Origin of the sequence: Bergeyella zoohelcum ATCC 43767, assembly GCF_000301075.1 — a bacterium.
Classification (GTDB): Bacteria; Bacteroidota; Bacteroidia; order Flavobacteriales; family Weeksellaceae; genus Bergeyella; species Bergeyella zoohelcum.
Window position 1 is genome coordinate 595,248 of the sequence record NZ_JH932293.1, and the last position, 18,402, is coordinate 613,649.

Below are 18,402 nucleotides of genomic sequence, written 5' to 3' on the forward strand. Positions count from 1 at the left end.
TATCTTTGTCCAGTACTACAAACAAGGTCTTTGGTTTTTATGTTTCACACCACAAAAATCATAATTCCTTGTTTGTTTTCAAAAAGTCAAGATAGACTCAATAATAGATGTAATAAATAATGATATATCTATAGATGAAAATGATATATATGCTTTTATGAGAGCGTATATGAATAAGGGTTCTTATAGCCTATGTCCAGCTTATTATGAAGGCGTAAGAGTAGGAAAAGGGCATATAGAAAAAATAAATGAAGATTATCAAGATGGCAAAATATCAAAATGGGAGTATTTGTATATACTTTCATTTATAGAAAGTTATCTCTTATTATGGGATGAGGATAATGAATTAATGAACTGTATTTCAGAGAAAATTTTTGTAATAGAAAATGAAGATTAAATGGGGAAGAAAGGTGTATAGGCAGATGTTACTTAGAACATAGTAGAGTTGAATTATTTTCTTATTACCGTCATTATGAAAAATTTAAGGATGGGAGTTTTTAATTTACTAAAATAAATAACATGCTACATTTCAAAATTATAAATAATCCTACGGAAGAAGATGTAATATTATTCTTTAAGCAACATGGAGCTTATTCTGACAGAGATGGTATTCATACAGTATTGAATACAACAGATCGAGACTATCTAGATCTGATAGAAATGTTTGAAGAATTTTTTACGATATTTAATTTAATAAAAAATCCTGAAGATTTTGATGTAGACAAGTACTTCTATGAACAGACTTTTAGTGATTTTATTAAATGGTTATTTTGTATAAAAAATAAAAACCTCCCAGTCTATCCACCAATAACCATTGCTCATATGATAGAAGTAGTGAAGAGGAAGGAGTGGTTTGAACCTGAATGAAATAGGGCGTGTTATTGAAGCATAGTCAATTTTATTGGCGGGGAGTCATAGGGATTTAATTGTATGAGAAAGTATATCTAGTTTATCATAACAAATGCAAAAAATATATGGAAATGTATATGTTTATATACAGAGTTTAGCAAGTCATGTAAATGTATTGTTAAAAGAAGATGACAAGTATGAGACTTATATAATTAAAGGAGATGAGTGTGAGTTCGTTATTGTCTTTTCTAAAGATGATAATGAACCGCGCGTAGAATTGCAATTGACTTGTCCAAATAATGATGAGTATTTGATAATAGGGGAGTTCTATGATTTTCAAAACAATGAAAAAGAGAAAGATGAGATTTTTAAAATCGTCAAGGCAGTATTATCCAATAGCATAAAGATAACTCATTTTTTTATAAAAATAAGTTGATAAAGACCATTTATCAGTATGGTTATTTTATTGATGGTCAATTGAAATATATTACAGAAACTTTTAATAATAGGTTTCTTTTTCCTTGGAAAAAAGGTGCTGTAGTTAAGAGCTTTCATTGTGAATCTTGGATTGTATCTGATTTTACCTTACAAAATGATGAGGCTAGTGGAGATAATTAGTAGGAGTATTGGGATATTAAAGAGCGAAAAAACATCGTGTTTCCATGAGTTAAGCTGTAATAATGAAAAATGAAATTATGAGATATTTAAAATTCAAATCTCCATGGGAGAATAGTGGTAATAAAAGGAAAAAGAGTTTTATAGAAAATATTGTTTTTTATTTAGGGTTGTCGTCTAATCCAGACTATGAGTATTTTATAGATAGGGTTGAATATTGGATGGTGGAATTTGATGAGGAAAATATTCCTATCAGGGAAATTGGTATAGATGATGAAGGTAAAGTTATTTTAAAAATGCCCTATAAAAAAAATTATGGATATTGGACGGATAATAGTTTGGAATACAAAGATTTTGTTGCTTTTTTTATGGCTGTAGGAGTTACGCAAAAAGAGTTTGAGCAAAAGTGGAAAGAAATGAGATGATTTTTTAGTCTTCTAGGGGCGTAGCAGTTCATTAACAATATATTCTTCGTATTGGAGATTATTACAGGAGGAGTTATATAGCTGGTTTATAGTCGGGTGTGGGTTTTCATCATTAAGGTTTAGGAGGAGTGTTAAAAGTTATCTGTTTGGGGGGAGGCAGTAAGTGGAGTGGTGGCTTTTATAGGAGGAGGCTTCAGTTCTCCGACTAAGCAGATGTTTAAGATAACAATGCTTTTCATATTTTGAATATTATCGTGAAAAGAAAGTTTGTAATTTTGTTATGATGATGGCGAAATATTATGGTTATTAAATGCATGTAAATTATGGTGTCTATAAATTTGAAATTCAGGGAGCTATAATAGGAGCCTCAGTTGGTAATACATCAAAGAAAATAAATAGAAGATAATAATATGTATTGTAATTATATATTCCAAGCCATAATTTTTTTAATATTCATACTTATTTATATTTACCTGTAAATAAGGTATAATGATTTTGTATTTAAAGATGAACACAAAAGTGTTTTTGAAATAATTGGAAACACTTATATAGGACAATCAATAATTGGTCTATTTGCTATACTATTATTTTTTGTTCTTGATAAGAAACCAATATTCACTTTTTTGTTTGATTTGGTAGGAATTAATATGTGTAAGTAAAGAATTCTTTGTTTTTTCACGGAAGGATAAATTTAAAGCTATAGGGAATATGCAGTGTTAAATTAATTTTAGTGGAGTCAATACAATAAAACCATAGTTTAATATGAAAAAAACTCTTTTTATCTCAATGACACAATTGTTATTATACTCTTGTAATATGTCAGATTCGGTAGAAGAATTACCACAGGGTTATAAAGCTATATATGAAGGAGGAAATCAAAATCGACTTATTAAAAATAGTAAATTGTTCATTGATAGTGGAATGGTAGATGTAAAATACAATGACACATATTTGTTGGTTTCGGTAGATACAACTTATTCAATGAATCCTAATAGTGTAAATAAACGAAATTTGAAATATTTTATTCAAAATTTAAAACAAGATACAATCTTAAGAGGTATTTCTTATCAAAAATTAAGATATGTGATAGAAAAAGAGTCTTTATATGAGTTGGATATAACACAATAGATTAATTTTATCTATAATATTTACTGGGTTACTTGTGTTATATGCCATATTGTTTTGTTTTTTATCCCAATATATTAAAGCCCCGATAAGGAACTATAGCCTTTGGAGCAATAAGTGGAGGTATAGGAGCAGAGCTTAGTGGAGGTAATTTCTGGGAAGGAGCGGTAATAGGTGGCGTTGTGGCAGGGCTGAATCATGGTTTGCATAAAGTTGAGGAGAGTAGTAAAGTAAAACAAGCACTAAAAAAACTAGGGATAAATTCAAAGGATAAAGCTAAATTTGCGAAGGAAACCGTTATTGATTTGACCATAAGAGATGAAAATCTTAAACAAATGTACAAAGAAGGGGGGGTATCCAACTATTACATTAGATGGTAATAAAAAGGAACCAGGAAGTTATAAAAATGGAAATATTACCTTCGGTAAAAAAGCTTTTGCAAGTTATAGGGCATTATATTTAACCATTGGGCATGAACTTATTCACGCTTATCATTATACTAGTGGATTAATGAGTTATTGGAGCAATGGTTTTAAAAAAGAGTATATAGATAAAGCTATCTATAATACGGAAAGAGGTGCTTATTCTTGGATACAATTATATGATGTTCCTTCTATGAAACAATCATGGGAAGATCAATTTAATAAACATTATGGGAATTTAAAATAATCAAGATCATGAAGTTGAAATATTTTCTTTTACTTTTTGTAATACCTTTTATTTCTTGTAAGAAGAAAGATGTTGAAATTTTTATTCTTAATAATGGCATAAGTATGAAAGATACATTAAGGATAAAATTAAAAAACAATACAGATAAAAATCAACTATTGTTTTTAAAGAATGAAAGATTGGATTACTCAGAAGCTGAAAACTCATTAAATGTAAAAATAACTCGTAATGGTGAACCTGTAAAGTCTTCTCTTATCCTTATAGATGATTTTATTTTTCCAGATGATGATACCGATCTACATGAAATAGATTCCATTATTATGATGAAAAAAGATAGCTGTTCCAAAAATTTTATTAAACTTGTACCTCCGAATAATTATATCATATTAAATTTTATGTCATTAGATTATAACAATAGATGTGAATCTGGCTTACTTCCAGATATTGAAAAAGGAAGTAGTTATAAAATAAAAATTACAATCAATGCGGATAGTACTTTCATGAAAAAAGAAGAAATGAAAAAAATAAATCTTATAAGAAGAAATAAAAAAGTAAAATTATTTCAAGGGCAAATAGAGTCTAATTCGGTGGTGTTGAAAACATAATATGAGGTACATTAATAATCTATTTTCATAGCACATTAATTAAGCGGAGGAATAGGAACACAGTTATCAGACGGTAACTTCTGGGAAGGAGCAGTGATAGGAGGTATAGTAGCGGGGCTTAATGCTACAATGCATAAGTTAGGAGGAAATGGCCCACCGAAGAAATCTCCTGAAGAAGTAAGAAGAGAGTTGGTTAAAAAAAACTAATAATGAATGATGATCCAATACAGTTTATTGGAAGATTAGGAGATCCGTTAGGAATATGGGATGCTATTGGAATGTTGTCTGAAGGGGTTTTGAATTTTGATATTTCTATATTCAGAGGGAAATCGTCAAATGCTATATCAAAAAGTGTAGGAGTTCGTTCAACAATAAAACAAAAATCGGTCAAAGGCTATACTTATAAGAAAAATATAGATGGTAAATTTAATGTATATGAAAAAACGGTAAAAGCTTCTAATTTATCAGGACAGGCTTCTGCGAAATATTATAAAGTTTTCAATTCAAATGGTAATTATGATAAAGAACTCATCTCGACTTTCTCTTTTGTTTAAATTTTCTGAGTCCTAAGACGATAAAGGCAAGGTAATTAAAACCTATCCAACTACTTACGGTAGTATCAAAACGATTTAAAACCGAACGAAAACTATCCATCCAAGCGTTGCTTCTTTCAATGGCGTAACGCTCTTTATAGAGTTTTTTATCGAAATAATGTTCCGTTTCAGAGGGGGATTTTTGGTTTCTTTTGTTTTCACAAATATTGGCTATGATACCTTCTGAGGCGGTTATTTTCCGAAGATTTTCACTGTCAAAACCTGCATCAAAATTCACAAATAAACCTTCTGTGGAGATTTTAGCCTTTTTCAAAACGGATGTAATTTCTTGAAAATGAGTCTCTATATTATACAAGTCGTGATGCTGGCCAGATATAGGCTGAGACATTGCTAACATCAAACCTTGCCTATCAGACAGGTACAAACTATTGGTTGTTTTTGCTTTTTTACGAGCTTGATAACCGACTTCTTCGCCGCCTTTTTTTGCGGGTGTTTGGCTACCGTCAAAATCGCAACTTGAACAATCTATTTTCGATTTGTTTTTCTTCAAAATTTCTACCCAACAAGTCTGCCAAGCACCTTCTTCACACCATTTCCGGTAATGCCCAAACACGGTTTTATAGCTCGGAACTACCTCTGAAAACAATTGTTCCATTGGTAAAAGTGCCCATTGAATACCTGTTTTCAATTTGTATAAAATACAGTTAATTATCTCACTAATAGACGATTTTGGTTTAAATCCTCTTTTTCTTTTAGGTAAATGTGGGATAATTTCTTCTACTATCGTATCTTTGTCCAGTACTACAAACAAGGTCTTAGGTTTTTATGTTTCACACCACAAAAATCATAATTCCTTGTTTGTTTTCAAAAAGTCAAGATAGACTCAAAGATGTATAAAGATTCATATTCGATAGATGGTTCTTTTTATCATAGACGAAATATTTATCCTGAGTTTAAAAATATACCACGATATAGTAAATAGATTATGAAGATACATGAAATATTAAAAGGTAATTTGAATATAGATTTAGAATGCCTAAATACTTTTATTAAGGCATATGAAAATAGAGGGTCTTATTATTTCCATCCAAATTATGAGGAAAATGTTAGTGTTAAAATAAGCTTAATAGAAAAGATATATAATGAGTTTATTCACAATAAATTATCAAGATGGGAATGCCTTTATATATTTTCGTTTATCGAAAGCTACCTATTATTGTGGGACGAAGATAGTGAGTTAATAGACTATATTTCTGATAAAATTCTTATAATGGAGAATGAGGGTTAATGTATGTAAGGAAAAAATATGTCATATAAACTAATACCTTTGTAGTTTCTAACAGTCTCTATCAGTGGAGTTTAGGTGGAGTGTTAAAAGCTACATTTTGGGGAGCGGTAAGTGGAGCCATGACTTTTGGAATAGGTAATTTATTTAGTGTTGCCAAAGATGGAGTACAAGTAGCCACACAATTTGCTAAGAATTTAGGAGAATTAGGAACAGCTTTTTGTACAATCGGGATTACATGCTGTGGGACAAGGAGTACTTTCTGTAATGCAAGGTGGAAGTTTTGAACAAGCGTTTTGGTCAGGAGCATTAGGAAGTTTAGGGGCGAGTGCTTTTGGAGCTATCGCAGGAGATTTTGCGAGTAGTGCAGGAGGAACTATAGCTTTTGGAGCGTTGAGTGGAGGTATAGGAGCAGAGCTTAGTGGAGGTAATTTCTGGGAAGGAGCAGTGATAGGAGGTATAGTAGCGGGATTGAATCATGTGGCACAACAAGAAAAACAAAATATTGGACCACCTGATGAAGACAATTGATTTACGGAATTTACAAACTTTATTAGCGGAGGAGCTGTAGATGACGCAAGAGCAATGTTGGCTTTTGAAGCAACCAATCCATCTACTATGGATAGAGCGATGTTCCATGTAGGGCTAAATGCCCGAGATATGAAGAGGGAGTTTATAGGCTATGGAATGGGGGCAAGAGGTTATTATAGGGGAAGTGCATTAACAATTAATAACAAAGGTAGCAAATATTTATTTAACTCTTGGCATAAAGGTACTTTTCCTAATAAAACTCAATCAGTGATGTATCATTATAGAAAACATGGTAATGGAAGAACAGCTGTACAATATACTAAGGATGCAATGAAGTTTTTTAATAAAAATAAAGGATTAGGACAAAAAGTGATTTTAAAAGATGGAACCCAAGGAATTAAAATTCAAACTAAACAAATAATTAATGGTAAAACTCAGCGTAGTGGAAGATATTGGACGAGTAGTGGAAAAATTGTAACTTTTTGGGATTAGATATGAATAAAAAAGAGATATTAGAAAAACATAAAAATATAAAATTTCCATCATTCCCAAATGATGATAATTTTGCAAATTGGATTGAAGAGCTCATGGAATTAGATGGATATTATTATGGCTTAGTGGTATCTATTTTAGAGGGAGAAAAAAGGAAATGCGATGATACTCTTTTTAATCAAATAAAGCAAAGATTATATGAATTTAAAGGCCTAGAAGATGATAGTGAAATATATGGGCAAAGTGAGGCGTATATTGCTTCTTTAGAGAAGCTTATAGGGCTTGTAAAAAATAATCATAAGAGTGATTAGAAATAAAATTCTTTTTTCAGAGACACTAAGATATTCAAATAAACTTTGGAGACAAATAAAAAAGGAGATAATCATTCTTTCCCAGAGTCTGTGAAGGCATTTGAAAAATATGGAAAAGTTTCTGTTATAAAAGGAGGAGATGGAATTAGAAGAACAACGTTAACTATTCCAGGAAGCTATAATGGAAAAAATGGAAACTTTGAATTTATAAAAGAGTCAAATGGAATAATAAATCATAGACTTTTCAGACCTAAAAAATAGTAAAGAATGAAAAGAATAGAGCAATTAAAAGATATAAAAAGTATATCTTTAGTGAATTATGGAGTGAATAATATAGCTTTCAATATCCAAGATATCAAAAAAGTTCTTAATATCCTAAAGAGGTTGAATATAGCAGTAAAAGGTGGTGATATATGGATAATGCGAAATGGGGAATTACATTTAACATATGATAACTGGTTTTGTGACCAATTGGAAAATGAAATGTATTTAATGTATGTTGAAAGAAGTATAGAAAAAACACAAACTTATATAGATAATTATCCTTTGGATGATCATGCTTATGTTGAAATTGTAATATAGATATATCTAAAAACTATAATAACAAACGCTATAGATAAATTCTGAGAGATATTGGAGTTTAAAAATACATGTTTCTCTATTACGGCGTAGGGCTATGCTTGAGATGTGAAGAGGGAGTTTATGAGATATGGTCTTGGAGTAAGAGGGGGGGGAGGGTTTAAATCATCCTTTTTCAAAGGAACAAAAGGTGATAAGGCAAATGAATAATAAAAAAGATATTGTTCATTCTTTCCCTAAGAGTGTGGATGGTTATGCAAATAAATATGGACAAAGAACAATAAATGTAAGGAAAGATGGAAAAACTTATCAATGGTTAAAGTTAAATGGTAGTTATCGAGGGAAAACAGGGACTTTTGAGTACATTAAAGATAACAAAGGGGTAATTAATCATAGATATTTTAAAATTTCAAAATAGTTAAAATGAGTGATATCGGTTATTGGGCTTTTAGAAAGAAAAATGGTAGAAGTTTAGCAGGGGTAAATCCTGATAGTGATGAAGTGGCATTAACCGTTAGTGATGCACTTGTGGCTGTCAATTTATTGGAAAAAGAGAAAATGCCCATTTTAGGAGCGGATGTTCTTTTAGAATATGAAGAAGGTTTGAAATATTTATACCAAATATTAGGTGATGAATATATATACCTTAACTGGTATTGTGATGAGTTGGACAACGAAAATGAAGAGGAATATATACAAAGAAGTCATAATATAGCAAAGGAGTATATTAATAGTATAGCTAAGATTGAGAAAGAGTATAATATACAATGTTATGTTGTACTAGTGCTTTAATAATCTTATGATGGAGCAGCGGTAGGTTTGGCAAGTTATACCATTGCTTTAGGCGTTACGGGGAATATTCATAATTGGAATTTGTTTGATGCATTTAAGGCGACATTTTTTGGAGCAATAGGTGGAGCGGTAACCTTTGGGGTGGGAGAAATATTTAATGTTGCCTCACAAGCGGGAAAGTTGACCCAAATAGGAACATTGATACAAAAGTCGGTAGGAGATTTTGGTTTAGCTATCGTGCAAGCAGGAACTCATGCCGTAGCCCAAGGGGTATTATTGTATTCCAAGGCGAAGGTTTTAGACAAGCGTTTTGGTCAGGAGCATTAGGAAGTTTAGGTGCGAGTGGATTTCAAGCGGTAGCTGGAAAATTTGCAAAAAGCACGATAGGAACTATCGCTTTTGGAGCGTTGAGTGGAGGTATATGAGCAGAGTTTAGTGGAGGTAATTTCTGGGAAGGAGCGGTAATAGGTGGCGTTGTGGCAGGACTGAATCATGTGGCACATAGACAAAATCCTCCGCCACCAGAGAACAGTTTATTAGATACTGCTGGAGAATGGGTTACGGATTATTTTGATTATAATGGAGATGGACAGGTAGCGGGTTGGGATTATGCACTGGGGGCAGTAGATGTAGGGATTACTATTTTTGATATTGTAACTGTTCCCTCTGGAGAAGGTGTCGCAGCTCATATTGCATTGAAAGAAGGAGCGAAAACTATAGCAAAGAATACTGTTAAAAAAACAGTGAATCGAAGTACCATTAAGGCAGCGAAACAAGCAAAAACATGGTTGGGAAAAGATTATAAAGTAATAACAAATAAAGCAGGAGATAATATTTTTATTTCAAAAGATGGACTAAGAAAAATAAGATTTGATATTAAGAATTCGCATGGGGATAAGCCTCATATACATCTTGAAGTTTTTAGAAAAGGAAAATGGCGAGATGCATTATCTGGATAGCATAGAATATATCCTAAATAATTATGAAATATAGAATTTATATAGTAGAAAAAAAAGGTGTAATTTATAGAATAGAAGAAGATTATCCGGAAGTGGGCTGCTATTTTTATGTGATAAAAAATGGAAGGATTATTTATGATTCTTTACAAGATAATGTTAAATCATGTATGGAAATAGCAGAAGAGGAGTATGGGATATTGGAGTCAGAATGGATAGAAATGTCTTAAAGTATAAGATGATTAAACCGCAATATTTTTGCAGTAGGAACTATCGCTTTTGGAGCATTGAGCCGAGGAATAGGAGCAGAACTTAGTGGGGGTAACTTCTGGGAAGGAGCGGTAATAGGTGGCGTTGTGGCAGGATTGAATCATGTGGCACATAGACAAAATCCTCCACCTCCAGAGAAAAGTATATTATATACTGCTGGAGAATGGGTTGCGGATTATTTTGATTATAATGGAGATGGACAGGTAGCGGGTTGGGATTATGCACTGGGGGCAGTAGATGTAGGGATTACTATTTTTGATATTGTAACCGTTCCCTCTGGAGAAGGTGTAGCAGCTCATATTGCATTGAAAGAAGGAGCAAAAACTTATAGCTAAGGGAGTTGCTAAAAATAGTAGTAGAATATTAGGTATAACAAAAAGGCAGTTACAAGCTAAATTTAAACATGCTGCAGATTTTGGTGTTCAGGGCAATTGGAGCAATGCTGCTGGAAATAAATTTAATTCTGTTATTAATCAGCATATTAATTCTAAAGGGGTAAAAGATATAAATGGAACTCATAGAGGAAATAATGTAATGCATTATGTTAATCCCAAAACGAGATTAAATGTGATATCTACACCTTCTGGAAATGTTATTAGTGGCTGGAAACTAAATTCTTCTCAGCTAAAAATGTTATTAATCGTGGAAGTTTATGAAAATTAAAGAAAAAAACAAAAAAATTCTGATGGAACTTAGTAAAGAAGAAAGCATTGTCTTTTTTTCATGGTTAAATTATTTTAATGAAAACTCTGAAAACATGTTTCAAGACCAATCAGAACAAAGAATATTATGGGATTTAGAATCCTCATTGGAGAAAATAATTTTAGATGTGTTTTCTGATGATTATAATGATAAGTTAAAAAAATATAGAGAACTTATTAGAGATAAAGAATAGATTGTTCTGCTTGGTAGTGTTTTAAAGTTAGTGATAGTATAATTATAGTTTCTAAAAATCTATTTTAACCTGAGTTCGGGATAAGAAAAAGTAAAAAATATTTGCAAAAAAAGGTAATAATTCGTATATTTAAAATTTTGAAAATCAAATATATAAACCGAATTATTACCTATGAATTTGAGAGAGCAAATTACGGATATTTTTGTAAAAGTAGATGATTTTTGTAAAGAACTACGAAGTAATCACCGAAACCGCTGAAAAACAAAAGAATAAACTGAGGTAACTTGATGTAGAAATCAGAAAATTAAAGAAAATCGGCACTGGTAACAATGGCAAAAAGACTCGCAATCATCCATGTACAATGTCCGATGCGGAGATTCTTACTATTATGATAGGCTTCCATCTTGGACATCACAAAACTTTTAAGCATTACTATCAAAATTTTGTTTGCGAATATTGGAAAGATTTATTTTCTAAAACATTGTCTTACAGCAGATTTGTAGAGATAAAATATCGTTATTTTTTAGTTTTCTTTCTATTTTTAAAGCAAAAATGCTTGGGGAAATGTACTGGAATTAGTTTTATTGATAGTACCACATTAAAAGTCTGCAAGAATCAACGAATACATAATCATAAGGTTTTCAAAGGAATAGCAGGAAGAGGAAAGTCTTCTATGGGATGGTTTTACGGTTTTAAATTGCATTTAATTTGCAATGAAAAAGGCGAATTATTATCATTTTATCTCACAAAAGGAAATGTGGATGATAGAAATCCAAAGCATATAAAAAAGCTAACAGAACAATTATTTGGAAAACTTTTTGGCGATAAAGGTTACCTTTCAAAAGCGTTGTGGCAGATGTTGTTTTCTGATGGTATTCAGTTATTTACCAAGCTTAAAAAGAATATGAAGAACCACTTAATGTCTTTGGAAGACAAAATTTTACTCAGAAAAAGAGCCATTATTGAAATGCAAAGCATTCGTGAATACCTATGAATTGAAAATTACAAGTGAACAAACCATTAATGATGAACTGAAAAACCTTTGTCAGATAGAACATAGTCGGCATAGGAGTGTCAATAATTTTATTATGAATATTCTGGGAGCATTAACTGCGTATTGCTTTTTTCCCAAAAAACCGTCTCTCAATATTCAAAAAGTCAATGATGGTCAGTTATTTTTTGAATGTGCTTAAACCGAATTGGGGTTATTTTGGAAGCCATTGCCTATAATCTGAAGCAAAGTCCGAAGATGGAGATACTTCCTGCCTTTTAATGAAAAAAACTCAAAAAAAGGAGATTTTGATTAAAATTTACTCCAAAAAGTGAGAAAAACGATGAAAAAGAATACAATTTCGAATTTTCAAAACCCCATTTTCTAAAAAAATCATCCGAATATCAGAAAAATAGAGGATGAACGGTTCTTGCAAAGGTATCGTAGGCATATTTTTCTTTTCCGTATCTTTGTGCCATAATTTCAAACCATGTCAAAAAGTTTAGTTCCTAAATTAGAAGCCATCAAACAACGCTATAACGAAGTGGCAGACCTCATTATACAGCCAGATGTAATCTCTGACCAAAAAAGATACGGCCAGCTGAATAAAGAGTACAGCGACCTTGGGAAAATCGTAAAAGTATATGAAGAGTATAAAAACGCCCTCGATACCATTACCGAATCCGATGAAATCATCGCCGATGGCTCCGATAAAGACTTGGTAGATTTAGCAAAAATGGAAAAATTAGAAGCCCAAGATAGAATCCCGTCCTTAGAAGAAGAACTTAAAGTGCTTCTTATCCCTAAAGACCCTGCCGATGATAAGAATGTCATCGTGGAACTCCGTGCAGGAACTGGTGGAGACGAAGCAGCTATCTTTGTAGAAGATGTCTATAGAATGTATGCTATGTACTTTAAGACCAAAGGTTGGCGTCATGAAATCACCGACTCTAATGAGGCATCTAAGGGCTACAAGGAACTCATTATGAAAGTAGAAGGTGATGGCGTATATGGTATTATGAAGTTTGAATCAGGAGTGCATAGGGTACAGCGTGTCCCTGAGACCGAATCTCAAGGGCGTGTGCATACTTCGGCGATTACCGTAGCCGTGCTCCCAGAAGCTGAGGAAGTGGATGTGGAAATTAATCCTGCAGACATTGAAATGCAGACTTCCCGTTCAGGTGGTGCTGGTGGACAGAATGTAAATAAGGTAGAGACCAAAGTACAACTTACCCATAAACCATCGGGCATCGTGGTAGTGTGCCAGCAAGCGCGTTCTCAGCTTGCCAACCGTGAATTGGCCATGGAGATGCTCCGTGCAAAGCTGTATGACATTAAACTTCAAGAAGTGGTAGGAGATATTGCGGCACAAAGAAAAACTATGGTATCTACAGGAGATCGTTCAGCAAAAATCAAAACCTACAATTACCCTCAAGGGCGTGTAACTGACCATAGAATTAATAAATCCATCTACAATCTAGATGCTTACATGAACGGCGATATCCAGGAAATGATAGATGCTGTTATTATGGCAGAAAATGCCGAGAAAATGAAAGGAGAAGAGGACGGTTATTAAATACATTATTCACAAATAGTGAGTGGAAAAATTAGGGCGAAAAATCATTCGTCCTTTTTTTGTCCCCCAAACAATGATCTGTTTTTATACCGCTTCTTTCTACTCGTACTCTCACCTCTTACGAAATTCTTAAAAATCACTATCTTTACACTATCATTAATTACCATAAAATGAGACCAACCATTCAAAATAAAAAACCTAATTTTTCTGATGTATTTTCTTCCAAAACAGAAATATACCCCTTTGAAAAAGATGGACTTGCTCTTCAGTCAAAATATATTTATGACGATGCAAAAGCATTGACAGAAAAAAAATATGATGCTGGTATCACTCCTTATCTTAGAGGTCCTTACTCCACCATGTATGTTCAGAAACCATGGACAATACGCCAATACGCAGGATTCTCCACCGCTGAAGAGTCCAATGCTTTCTATAAAAGAAACTTAGCGGCAGGACAGAAAGGACTTTCCGTAGCATTTGATTTGGCTACTCATAGGGGGTATGACTCTGATCATCCTAGAGTGGTAGGTGATGTAGGAAAAGCAGGTGTAGCCATTGATTCGGTGGAAGATATGAAAATTTTGTTCGATGAAATTCCATTAGACCAAATTTCTGTTTCGATGACCATGAATGGTGCCGTATTACCTATTTTAGCATTTTACATTGTGGCAGCAGAAGAGCAAGGTGTGGCTCAAAACCAACTTTCGGGAACCATACAAAATGATATTCTCAAGGAGTTTATGGTGAGAAATACTTACATCTATCCACCAACGCCTTCTATGAAAATCATCGCTGATATTTTCGAATACACTTCACAGAATATTCCGAAGTTCAATTCTATTTCTATTTCTGGTTACCACATGCAGGAGGCAGGTGCTACTCCCGTTTTAGAAATGGCATATACCCTTGCTGACGGCTTAGAATATGTAAGAACAGGGATAAAAGCAGGGATGAATATAGATGATTTCGCACCGAGATTGTCCTTCTTTTGGGCCATCGGGATGAATCACTTTATGGAAATAGCAAAGATGAGAGCCGCAAGATACATTTGGGCGAATTTATTGAAACAATTTAATCCTCAGAACCCTAAATCTCTCGCACTCAGAACGCATTCGCAGACCTCAGGCTGGTCACTTACGGAACAAGAGCCATTTAATAACATTACTAGAACCGCTATAGAAGCTCTTTCATCGGCACTGGGTGGCACTCAGTCTCTCCACACCAATGCCTTGGATGAAGCCATCGCTCTTCCCACAGATTATTCAGCAAAGATTGCAAGAAATACACAAATCATTCTCCAACAAGAAAGTGGAATTTGCCATGTAGTGGATCCTATGGGGGGTAGCTACACTGTGGAAGCCCTTACCCAGCAAATGATAGACGAAGCCATGAAATTCATAGACGAAGTAGAGGCGGAAGGTGGAATGACCAAAGCCATAGAAGCGGGGATTCCCAAAATGAGGATAGAGGAAGCGGCAGCCATAAAACAAGCGAAAATAGATAGTGGTGAAGAATTTATCATTGGAGTAAACTCATTTAAATCCAGTTTAAAGCAGCCTGAATTCGAAATTCTTGCCATAGATAATACTGAGGTAAGAAAAAAGCAAATAGAAAGGCTCAACAAAATCAAAGCGGAGAGAAATCCCGAAGCAGTGAATGAAATTTTAGACCAAATCCGTGCTTGTGCTACATCAGGCAAAGGAAATCTCCTTGCGCTATGTATAGAAGCCGCAAGAAGAAGAGTAACCTTAGGTGAAATGAGTGATGCCATGGAGGAAAGTTTCGGAAGATATAAAGCCAGTATTAAAACTATATCAGGTGTTTATGCAATGAACGCACAGAAAAATGAATATTTTGATAAGGCCATTGCTTTAGCCCAACAGTTTGAGCAAATCGAGGGTCGTCGTCCCAGAATTATGGTCGCCAAAATGGGACAAGATGGCCACGACCGTGGTGCCAAAGTAGTAGCCACCGCTTATGCTGACATGGGGTTTGATGTAGATGTAGCCCCACTCTTCCAAACACCTGAGGAAGTAGCCAAACAAGCCGTAGAAAATGACATCCATATTTTGGGCGTTTCTTCATTGGCAGCAGGACATAACACCCTTGTTCCACAAGTAGTGGAAGAACTTAAAAAATTAGGAGCAGATGATATCACCATTGTGGTAGGTGGCGTTATCCCACAGCAAGACTATGATTTTCTCTATGAAAATGGTGCCGATTTTATCTTTGGTCCAGGTTCCAATATCCCAAAATGTGCAGTGGATATGCTAGAGAAATTATTAAGAGATTTGGAATAATATATCATTGCAATTGACTTTTAGTAAAAAACTACACCTTGTATTTTACGAGACCTTTACACGGTAAAAAATGGAAAAATAATTTAAATAATTGATTGTTAGTTGATTATTTTTTTATATTTACTTTATGAAACGCACCAAAGCCCTATCTGCTATGTCCTTTGCTGCTTACGATGTAGAAAGACGCACCCGAAAAGGCTCTTTGTACACACAAGTCGATACGATTATCGATTGGAAACCCATTTCCGCTATTATCGACAGACACTATCAAAAAGGACTTTCCGCCTCAGGTGAAAAACCTTATGATGGACTCCTGCTGTTCAAAATGCTACTCATCGGGATGTGGAACAACCTATCGGATGTCAAGGTAGAAGAGCATATAAACGACAGTCTATCGGCGATGAAGTTCTGCGGTATGCAGCTGGAGGATAATGTTCCGAGCTATAGTGTTTTAAGCCGATTTCGTACCGAGCTTACCGAAAAGAAAGCCTTTGATTCTTTGCTTTCGGAAATCAACCATCAGTTGGAAAAACATAGGATTATCATTCATCAAGGCGTAAAGGTAGATGCCAGTATTACGCAGAATTCGTTTCATTCGAAAAAGCCAAAAACTTTTGAAATTGCCCAAGACCAAAAAGAAGACGAATTGCCCGAGGAGGAAATTGAAAAACAAGACCATCTTTTCAAGGAAGTGGCTGAAGATGGAGATACTTCCTGCCTTTTAATGAAAAAAGGCTCAAAAGAGGGTGATTTTGGTTAAAATCATCCCGAAAAAAGGACAAAAAATGATGAAAAAGAACAAAATTTCGAATTTTCAGAAACACATTTTCTAAAAAAAACCATCCGAATATGAGAAAAATAGAGGGTAAACGGTTCTTGCAAAGGTCTCATATATTTAAATGTGGAAATTGCTACCATTAAAAGAAATTACCGGAAATCAAAAATCAGATACCGAGATGAATAAAGTAATTGGCTTTGTTTGAAATTTATTAACTGATGAATGTGAAATTAGAATATATATTAAGATTAAACTCAATAGTTTTTAGTAAAATGTACTAAGTTATGGGTAAAATTAGTAATGATGTAAATCTAAGGTTTTGCATCTGGGATTATGAAGATATCACCCATGAAGATATTACTAATCTACTAGGTATAAAGCCTTATAAGATATATGTTAAAGGTGAAAAGATGAATCCTAAATTTAATAGGGTCTCAAAGAGTAATGCTTGGATTTTGGGAACTCCTTATGAAAACAAAGATGACTTTAATAATCAAATGGATAAAATTTTGGATGTTCTGGAACCGAAGATATTCGTTTTAAAAGAGTTATCAGAGAGGTACTATTGTGAATTTTCTTGTGCTATTTTTCTAAATAATAGAGAAGAATCAACGCCATGGATTCATCTTAGTAAAAGATACAATGACTTTATCCGAAAAGTGAATGTAGAATTTGACATTGATATTTATTATCCTTCATTAGATTAGAAAACGCTCATGGTTTTCAAGTAATATCAAAACCGATCAAATTTTCAATGTCAGTATAAGCTTTTAACGAATGGCAAATGACTTTTCTTTGGAGGCTTTTTAAACCAATATCAAGCCTTATCCAACTTTTTAATGCTCAGGAGGTAATCTTTTTTTCTTATCTTTGCACCTTAAAAAGATCATTGAAATGCTGGGAAGAAGGCAAATAAGAGAAAAAGTAGTCTGTACACTGTACGCTAACTATCAAAACCCTATCGCGTATGATGAGTTACAAAAGAGGATGCTCTTAGGAATAGAGAGAATTTATAACCTCTACATCTATGAATTGAACTTTTTGGTAGCACTTAAACAATTGGCAGAGCAGCAGATAGAAATAGGAAAAACAAAGTTCCTAAAAGATGAAAACAAGCTCCATCCGAATGCTAAATTTATTAATAATAGCGTTTTGGGACTCATTGAAGAAAACTATGAAAGGCTTTCCTATACCAGTAAGCATCAAGAGCTGAAATGGGACTTGCATGATGAATTCTTGGTGAAAACATTTAAGAAGATAGTTGCAGGAAAGAGATTTCAGGATTATATTAGCAGGGAGGCGAGTGGCTTTCAAGACGAGCAAAAATTCATCGGAAAGTTATTTTTGAGATATATCGCAGAAAATGACGACTTGCATGATATTTTGGAAGATAAGGAGCTAAGCTGGGCAGATGATATTCATATAGCCAATTCTATGGTGCAGAAAACTATAGGAGCTTTAAAAGAAGGAGAAAACCCTCATACACTCATTAAAATGATAAAAAATGAGGCCGACGAAACATTTGCTACCAAACTCCTTTGGGAAAGTATCAAAAACTGGAAAACTACCGAAGAAAAGATCGCTCCTTTGCTTAAAAATTGGGAACTGAATAGAGTTTCTTTGATGGATAGAGTGATTTTAGTAACCGCGATTACTGAATTAGATTATTTCCCTCAGACGCCTTCTAGAATCATCATCAATGAGTTTATAGAAATAGCAAAAGTCTATGCCACTGATAAATCTAATATTTTTGTCAATGGAATCTTAGACCAATATACAAAAGAAAAACAAAGATTATAATAGC

Annotated in this window: 27 protein-coding genes and 1 pseudogene; 27 read left to right on the forward strand and 1 reads right to left on the reverse strand. The window is 33.5% G+C overall.

Features of this window, described 5'->3' with window-relative positions; translation table 11 throughout:
* Positions 1-157 precede the first annotated feature (157 nt).
* The 8 genes from HMPREF9699_RS02670 to HMPREF9699_RS02710 all read left to right on the forward strand — a co-directional run bounded on the left by HMPREF9699_RS02670 (position 158) and on the right by HMPREF9699_RS02710 (position 4,842).
* Positions 158-397: a hypothetical protein gene (locus HMPREF9699_RS02670; protein ID WP_002662203.1), complete on the forward strand. Its 240-nt coding sequence runs from the start codon at positions 158-160 to the stop codon at positions 395-397.
* 122 nt (positions 398-519) lie between these two features.
* Positions 520-867: a DUF1493 family protein gene (locus HMPREF9699_RS02675; RefSeq protein ID WP_002662204.1), complete on the forward strand. Its 348-nt coding sequence runs from the start codon at positions 520-522 to the stop codon at positions 865-867.
* Positions 868-961: 94 nt separating this feature from the next.
* Positions 962-1,285, forward strand: a complete 324-nt coding sequence (locus tag HMPREF9699_RS02680; protein ID WP_002662205.1) for a hypothetical protein — start codon at positions 962-964, stop codon at positions 1,283-1,285.
* Positions 1,286-1,529: 244 nt separating this feature from the next.
* Complete coding sequence (locus tag HMPREF9699_RS02690; protein WP_245946083.1) at positions 1,530-1,889, forward strand: hypothetical protein; 360 nt, start codon at positions 1,530-1,532, stop codon at positions 1,887-1,889.
* An 816-nt stretch (positions 1,890-2,705) separates the two neighbouring features.
* Positions 2,706-3,017 (forward strand): hypothetical protein, encoded by a 312-nt coding sequence (locus HMPREF9699_RS02695; RefSeq protein WP_245946082.1) that lies wholly within the window; start codon positions 2,706-2,708, stop codon positions 3,015-3,017.
* A gap of 315 nt (positions 3,018-3,332) precedes the next feature.
* The gene (locus tag HMPREF9699_RS02700; protein ID WP_002662211.1) at positions 3,333-3,683 is read left to right on the forward strand and encodes a hypothetical protein; all 351 of its coding nucleotides are present in this window, start codon (positions 3,333-3,335) and stop codon (positions 3,681-3,683) included.
* An 8-nt stretch (positions 3,684-3,691) separates the two neighbouring features.
* The gene (locus HMPREF9699_RS02705) at positions 3,692-4,288 is read left to right on the forward strand and encodes a hypothetical protein (protein WP_002662213.1); all 597 of its coding nucleotides are present in this window, start codon (positions 3,692-3,694) and stop codon (positions 4,286-4,288) included.
* Between the two features lie 209 nt (positions 4,289-4,497).
* Complete coding sequence (locus HMPREF9699_RS02710) at positions 4,498-4,842, forward strand: hypothetical protein (RefSeq protein WP_002662214.1); 345 nt, start codon at positions 4,498-4,500, stop codon at positions 4,840-4,842.
* Here HMPREF9699_RS02710 and HMPREF9699_RS02715 read toward each other — a convergent pair.
* On the reverse strand, positions 4,817-5,653 hold the full coding sequence (locus HMPREF9699_RS02715) for an IS5 family transposase (RefSeq protein WP_002662216.1): 837 nt from the start codon (positions 5,651-5,653) through the stop codon (positions 4,817-4,819). The two genes, HMPREF9699_RS02710 and HMPREF9699_RS02715, sit on opposite strands and share 26 nt — an antisense overlap.
* 717 nt (positions 5,654-6,370) lie before the next feature.
* Between HMPREF9699_RS02715 and HMPREF9699_RS11400 the strand changes: the two genes are divergently transcribed.
* From HMPREF9699_RS11400 to HMPREF9699_RS02800, 19 genes and pseudogenes are all read left to right on the forward strand, one after another.
* Positions 6,371-6,658 carry a hypothetical protein gene (locus tag HMPREF9699_RS11400; protein WP_002662220.1) on the forward strand — a complete coding sequence of 96 codons (288 nt, stop codon included), beginning with the start codon at positions 6,371-6,373 and terminating at the stop codon, positions 6,656-6,658.
* A gap of 54 nt (positions 6,659-6,712) precedes the next feature.
* The gene (locus tag HMPREF9699_RS11405) at positions 6,713-7,150 is read left to right on the forward strand and encodes a hypothetical protein (protein ID WP_002662222.1); all 438 of its coding nucleotides are present in this window, start codon (positions 6,713-6,715) and stop codon (positions 7,148-7,150) included.
* Positions 7,151-7,152: 2 nt separating this feature from the next.
* Complete coding sequence (locus HMPREF9699_RS02730; RefSeq protein ID WP_002662224.1) at positions 7,153-7,461, forward strand: hypothetical protein; 309 nt, start codon at positions 7,153-7,155, stop codon at positions 7,459-7,461.
* Between the two features lie 45 nt (positions 7,462-7,506).
* Complete coding sequence (locus HMPREF9699_RS02735) at positions 7,507-7,722, forward strand: hypothetical protein (RefSeq protein WP_002662225.1); 216 nt, start codon at positions 7,507-7,509, stop codon at positions 7,720-7,722.
* A 6-nt stretch (positions 7,723-7,728) separates the two neighbouring features.
* Positions 7,729-8,043 carry an Imm40 family immunity protein gene (imm40, locus tag HMPREF9699_RS02740; protein WP_002662228.1) on the forward strand — a complete coding sequence of 105 codons (315 nt, stop codon included), beginning with the start codon at positions 7,729-7,731 and terminating at the stop codon, positions 8,041-8,043.
* A gap of 199 nt (positions 8,044-8,242) precedes the next feature.
* On the forward strand, positions 8,243-8,458 hold the full coding sequence (locus HMPREF9699_RS02745; protein ID WP_002662230.1) for a hypothetical protein: 216 nt from the start codon (positions 8,243-8,245) through the stop codon (positions 8,456-8,458).
* Positions 8,459-8,463: 5 nt separating this feature from the next.
* Positions 8,464-8,832, forward strand: coding sequence for an Imm40 family immunity protein (locus HMPREF9699_RS10755; protein ID WP_002662232.1), 369 nt, complete (start codon positions 8,464-8,466; stop codon positions 8,830-8,832).
* A gap of 27 nt (positions 8,833-8,859) precedes the next feature.
* Entirely contained in the window at positions 8,860-9,159 is a 300-nt protein-coding gene (locus HMPREF9699_RS10760) for a hypothetical protein (RefSeq protein WP_002662234.1), read from the forward strand.
* 149 nt (positions 9,160-9,308) lie between these two features.
* Entirely contained in the window at positions 9,309-9,791 is a 483-nt protein-coding gene (locus HMPREF9699_RS10765) for a hypothetical protein (RefSeq protein WP_002662236.1), read from the forward strand.
* Positions 9,792-9,814: 23 nt separating this feature from the next.
* On the forward strand, positions 9,815-10,018 hold the full coding sequence (locus HMPREF9699_RS02760) for a hypothetical protein (protein WP_002662238.1): 204 nt from the start codon (positions 9,815-9,817) through the stop codon (positions 10,016-10,018).
* A 57-nt stretch (positions 10,019-10,075) separates the two neighbouring features.
* Entirely contained in the window at positions 10,076-10,393 is a 318-nt protein-coding gene (locus HMPREF9699_RS02765; protein ID WP_002662240.1) for a hypothetical protein, read from the forward strand.
* A 34-nt stretch (positions 10,394-10,427) separates the two neighbouring features.
* Complete coding sequence (locus HMPREF9699_RS11540; protein ID WP_081580574.1) at positions 10,428-10,721, forward strand: colicin D domain-containing protein; 294 nt, start codon at positions 10,428-10,430, stop codon at positions 10,719-10,721.
* The gene (locus HMPREF9699_RS02770; RefSeq protein ID WP_002662243.1) at positions 10,711-10,953 is read left to right on the forward strand and encodes a hypothetical protein; all 243 of its coding nucleotides are present in this window, start codon (positions 10,711-10,713) and stop codon (positions 10,951-10,953) included. The genes HMPREF9699_RS11540 and HMPREF9699_RS02770 overlap by 11 nt, the downstream gene beginning before the upstream one ends.
* Before the next feature lie 171 nt (positions 10,954-11,124).
* Positions 11,125-12,146: pseudogene (locus tag HMPREF9699_RS11620) on the forward strand (IS982 family transposase).
* A 288-nt stretch (positions 12,147-12,434) separates the two neighbouring features.
* Positions 12,435-13,520, forward strand: coding sequence for a peptide chain release factor 1 (prfA, locus tag HMPREF9699_RS02780; RefSeq protein WP_002662246.1), 1,086 nt, complete (start codon positions 12,435-12,437; stop codon positions 13,518-13,520).
* A 170-nt stretch (positions 13,521-13,690) separates the two neighbouring features.
* Positions 13,691-15,820: a methylmalonyl-CoA mutase gene (scpA, locus tag HMPREF9699_RS02785; RefSeq protein WP_002662248.1), complete on the forward strand. Its 2,130-nt coding sequence runs from the start codon at positions 13,691-13,693 to the stop codon at positions 15,818-15,820.
* Between the two features lie 127 nt (positions 15,821-15,947).
* Positions 15,948-16,580 carry an IS5/IS1182 family transposase gene (locus tag HMPREF9699_RS02790; protein WP_002662251.1) on the forward strand — a complete coding sequence of 211 codons (633 nt, stop codon included), beginning with the start codon at positions 15,948-15,950 and terminating at the stop codon, positions 16,578-16,580.
* A gap of 302 nt (positions 16,581-16,882) precedes the next feature.
* Positions 16,883-17,305, forward strand: a complete 423-nt coding sequence (locus tag HMPREF9699_RS02795; protein WP_002662253.1) for a DUF4279 domain-containing protein — start codon at positions 16,883-16,885, stop codon at positions 17,303-17,305.
* A 187-nt stretch (positions 17,306-17,492) separates the two neighbouring features.
* Entirely contained in the window at positions 17,493-18,398 is a 906-nt protein-coding gene (locus HMPREF9699_RS02800; protein WP_002662255.1) for a transcription antitermination protein NusB, read from the forward strand.
* The last annotated feature ends 4 nt before the right edge of the window (positions 18,399-18,402 follow it).

Excerpts from the sequence above, each read along its gene's own strand:
- HMPREF9699_RS02670 (WP_002662203.1), top strand. The coding sequence starts at position 158 with ATGAGAGCGTATATGAATAAGGGTTCTTATAGCCTATGTCCAGCTTAT.
- HMPREF9699_RS02675 (WP_002662204.1), top strand. The coding sequence starts at position 520 with ATGCTACATTTCAAAATTATAAATAATCCTACGGAAGAAGATGTAATA.
- HMPREF9699_RS02680 (WP_002662205.1), top strand. The coding sequence starts at position 962 with ATGCAAAAAATATATGGAAATGTATATGTTTATATACAGAGTTTAGCA.
- HMPREF9699_RS02690 (WP_245946083.1), top strand. The coding sequence starts at position 1,530 with ATGAAAAATGAAATTATGAGATATTTAAAATTCAAATCTCCATGGGAG.
- HMPREF9699_RS02695 (WP_245946082.1), top strand. The coding sequence starts at position 2,706 with ATGTCAGATTCGGTAGAAGAATTACCACAGGGTTATAAAGCTATATAT.
- HMPREF9699_RS02700 (WP_002662211.1), top strand. The coding sequence starts at position 3,333 with ATGAAAATCTTAAACAAATGTACAAAGAAGGGGGGGTATCCAACTATT.
- HMPREF9699_RS02705 (WP_002662213.1), top strand. The coding sequence starts at position 3,692 with ATGAAGTTGAAATATTTTCTTTTACTTTTTGTAATACCTTTTATTTCT.
- HMPREF9699_RS02710 (WP_002662214.1), top strand. The coding sequence starts at position 4,498 with ATGAATGATGATCCAATACAGTTTATTGGAAGATTAGGAGATCCGTTA.
- HMPREF9699_RS11405 (WP_002662222.1), top strand. The coding sequence starts at position 6,713 with ATGTTGGCTTTTGAAGCAACCAATCCATCTACTATGGATAGAGCGATG.
- HMPREF9699_RS02730 (WP_002662224.1), top strand. The coding sequence starts at position 7,153 with ATGAATAAAAAAGAGATATTAGAAAAACATAAAAATATAAAATTTCCA.
- imm40 (WP_002662228.1), top strand. The coding sequence starts at position 7,729 with ATGAAAAGAATAGAGCAATTAAAAGATATAAAAAGTATATCTTTAGTG.
- HMPREF9699_RS02745 (WP_002662230.1), top strand. The coding sequence starts at position 8,243 with ATGAATAATAAAAAAGATATTGTTCATTCTTTCCCTAAGAGTGTGGAT.
- HMPREF9699_RS10755 (WP_002662232.1), top strand. The coding sequence starts at position 8,464 with ATGAGTGATATCGGTTATTGGGCTTTTAGAAAGAAAAATGGTAGAAGT.
- HMPREF9699_RS02760 (WP_002662238.1), top strand. The coding sequence starts at position 9,815 with ATGAAATATAGAATTTATATAGTAGAAAAAAAAGGTGTAATTTATAGA.
- HMPREF9699_RS02770 (WP_002662243.1), top strand. The coding sequence starts at position 10,711 with ATGAAAATTAAAGAAAAAAACAAAAAAATTCTGATGGAACTTAGTAAA.
- prfA (WP_002662246.1), top strand. The coding sequence starts at position 12,435 with ATGTCAAAAAGTTTAGTTCCTAAATTAGAAGCCATCAAACAACGCTAT.
- scpA (WP_002662248.1), top strand. The coding sequence starts at position 13,691 with ATGAGACCAACCATTCAAAATAAAAAACCTAATTTTTCTGATGTATTT.
- HMPREF9699_RS02790 (WP_002662251.1), top strand. The coding sequence starts at position 15,948 with ATGAAACGCACCAAAGCCCTATCTGCTATGTCCTTTGCTGCTTACGAT.
- HMPREF9699_RS02795 (WP_002662253.1), top strand. The coding sequence starts at position 16,883 with ATGGGTAAAATTAGTAATGATGTAAATCTAAGGTTTTGCATCTGGGAT.
- HMPREF9699_RS02800 (WP_002662255.1), top strand. The coding sequence starts at position 17,493 with ATGCTGGGAAGAAGGCAAATAAGAGAAAAAGTAGTCTGTACACTGTAC.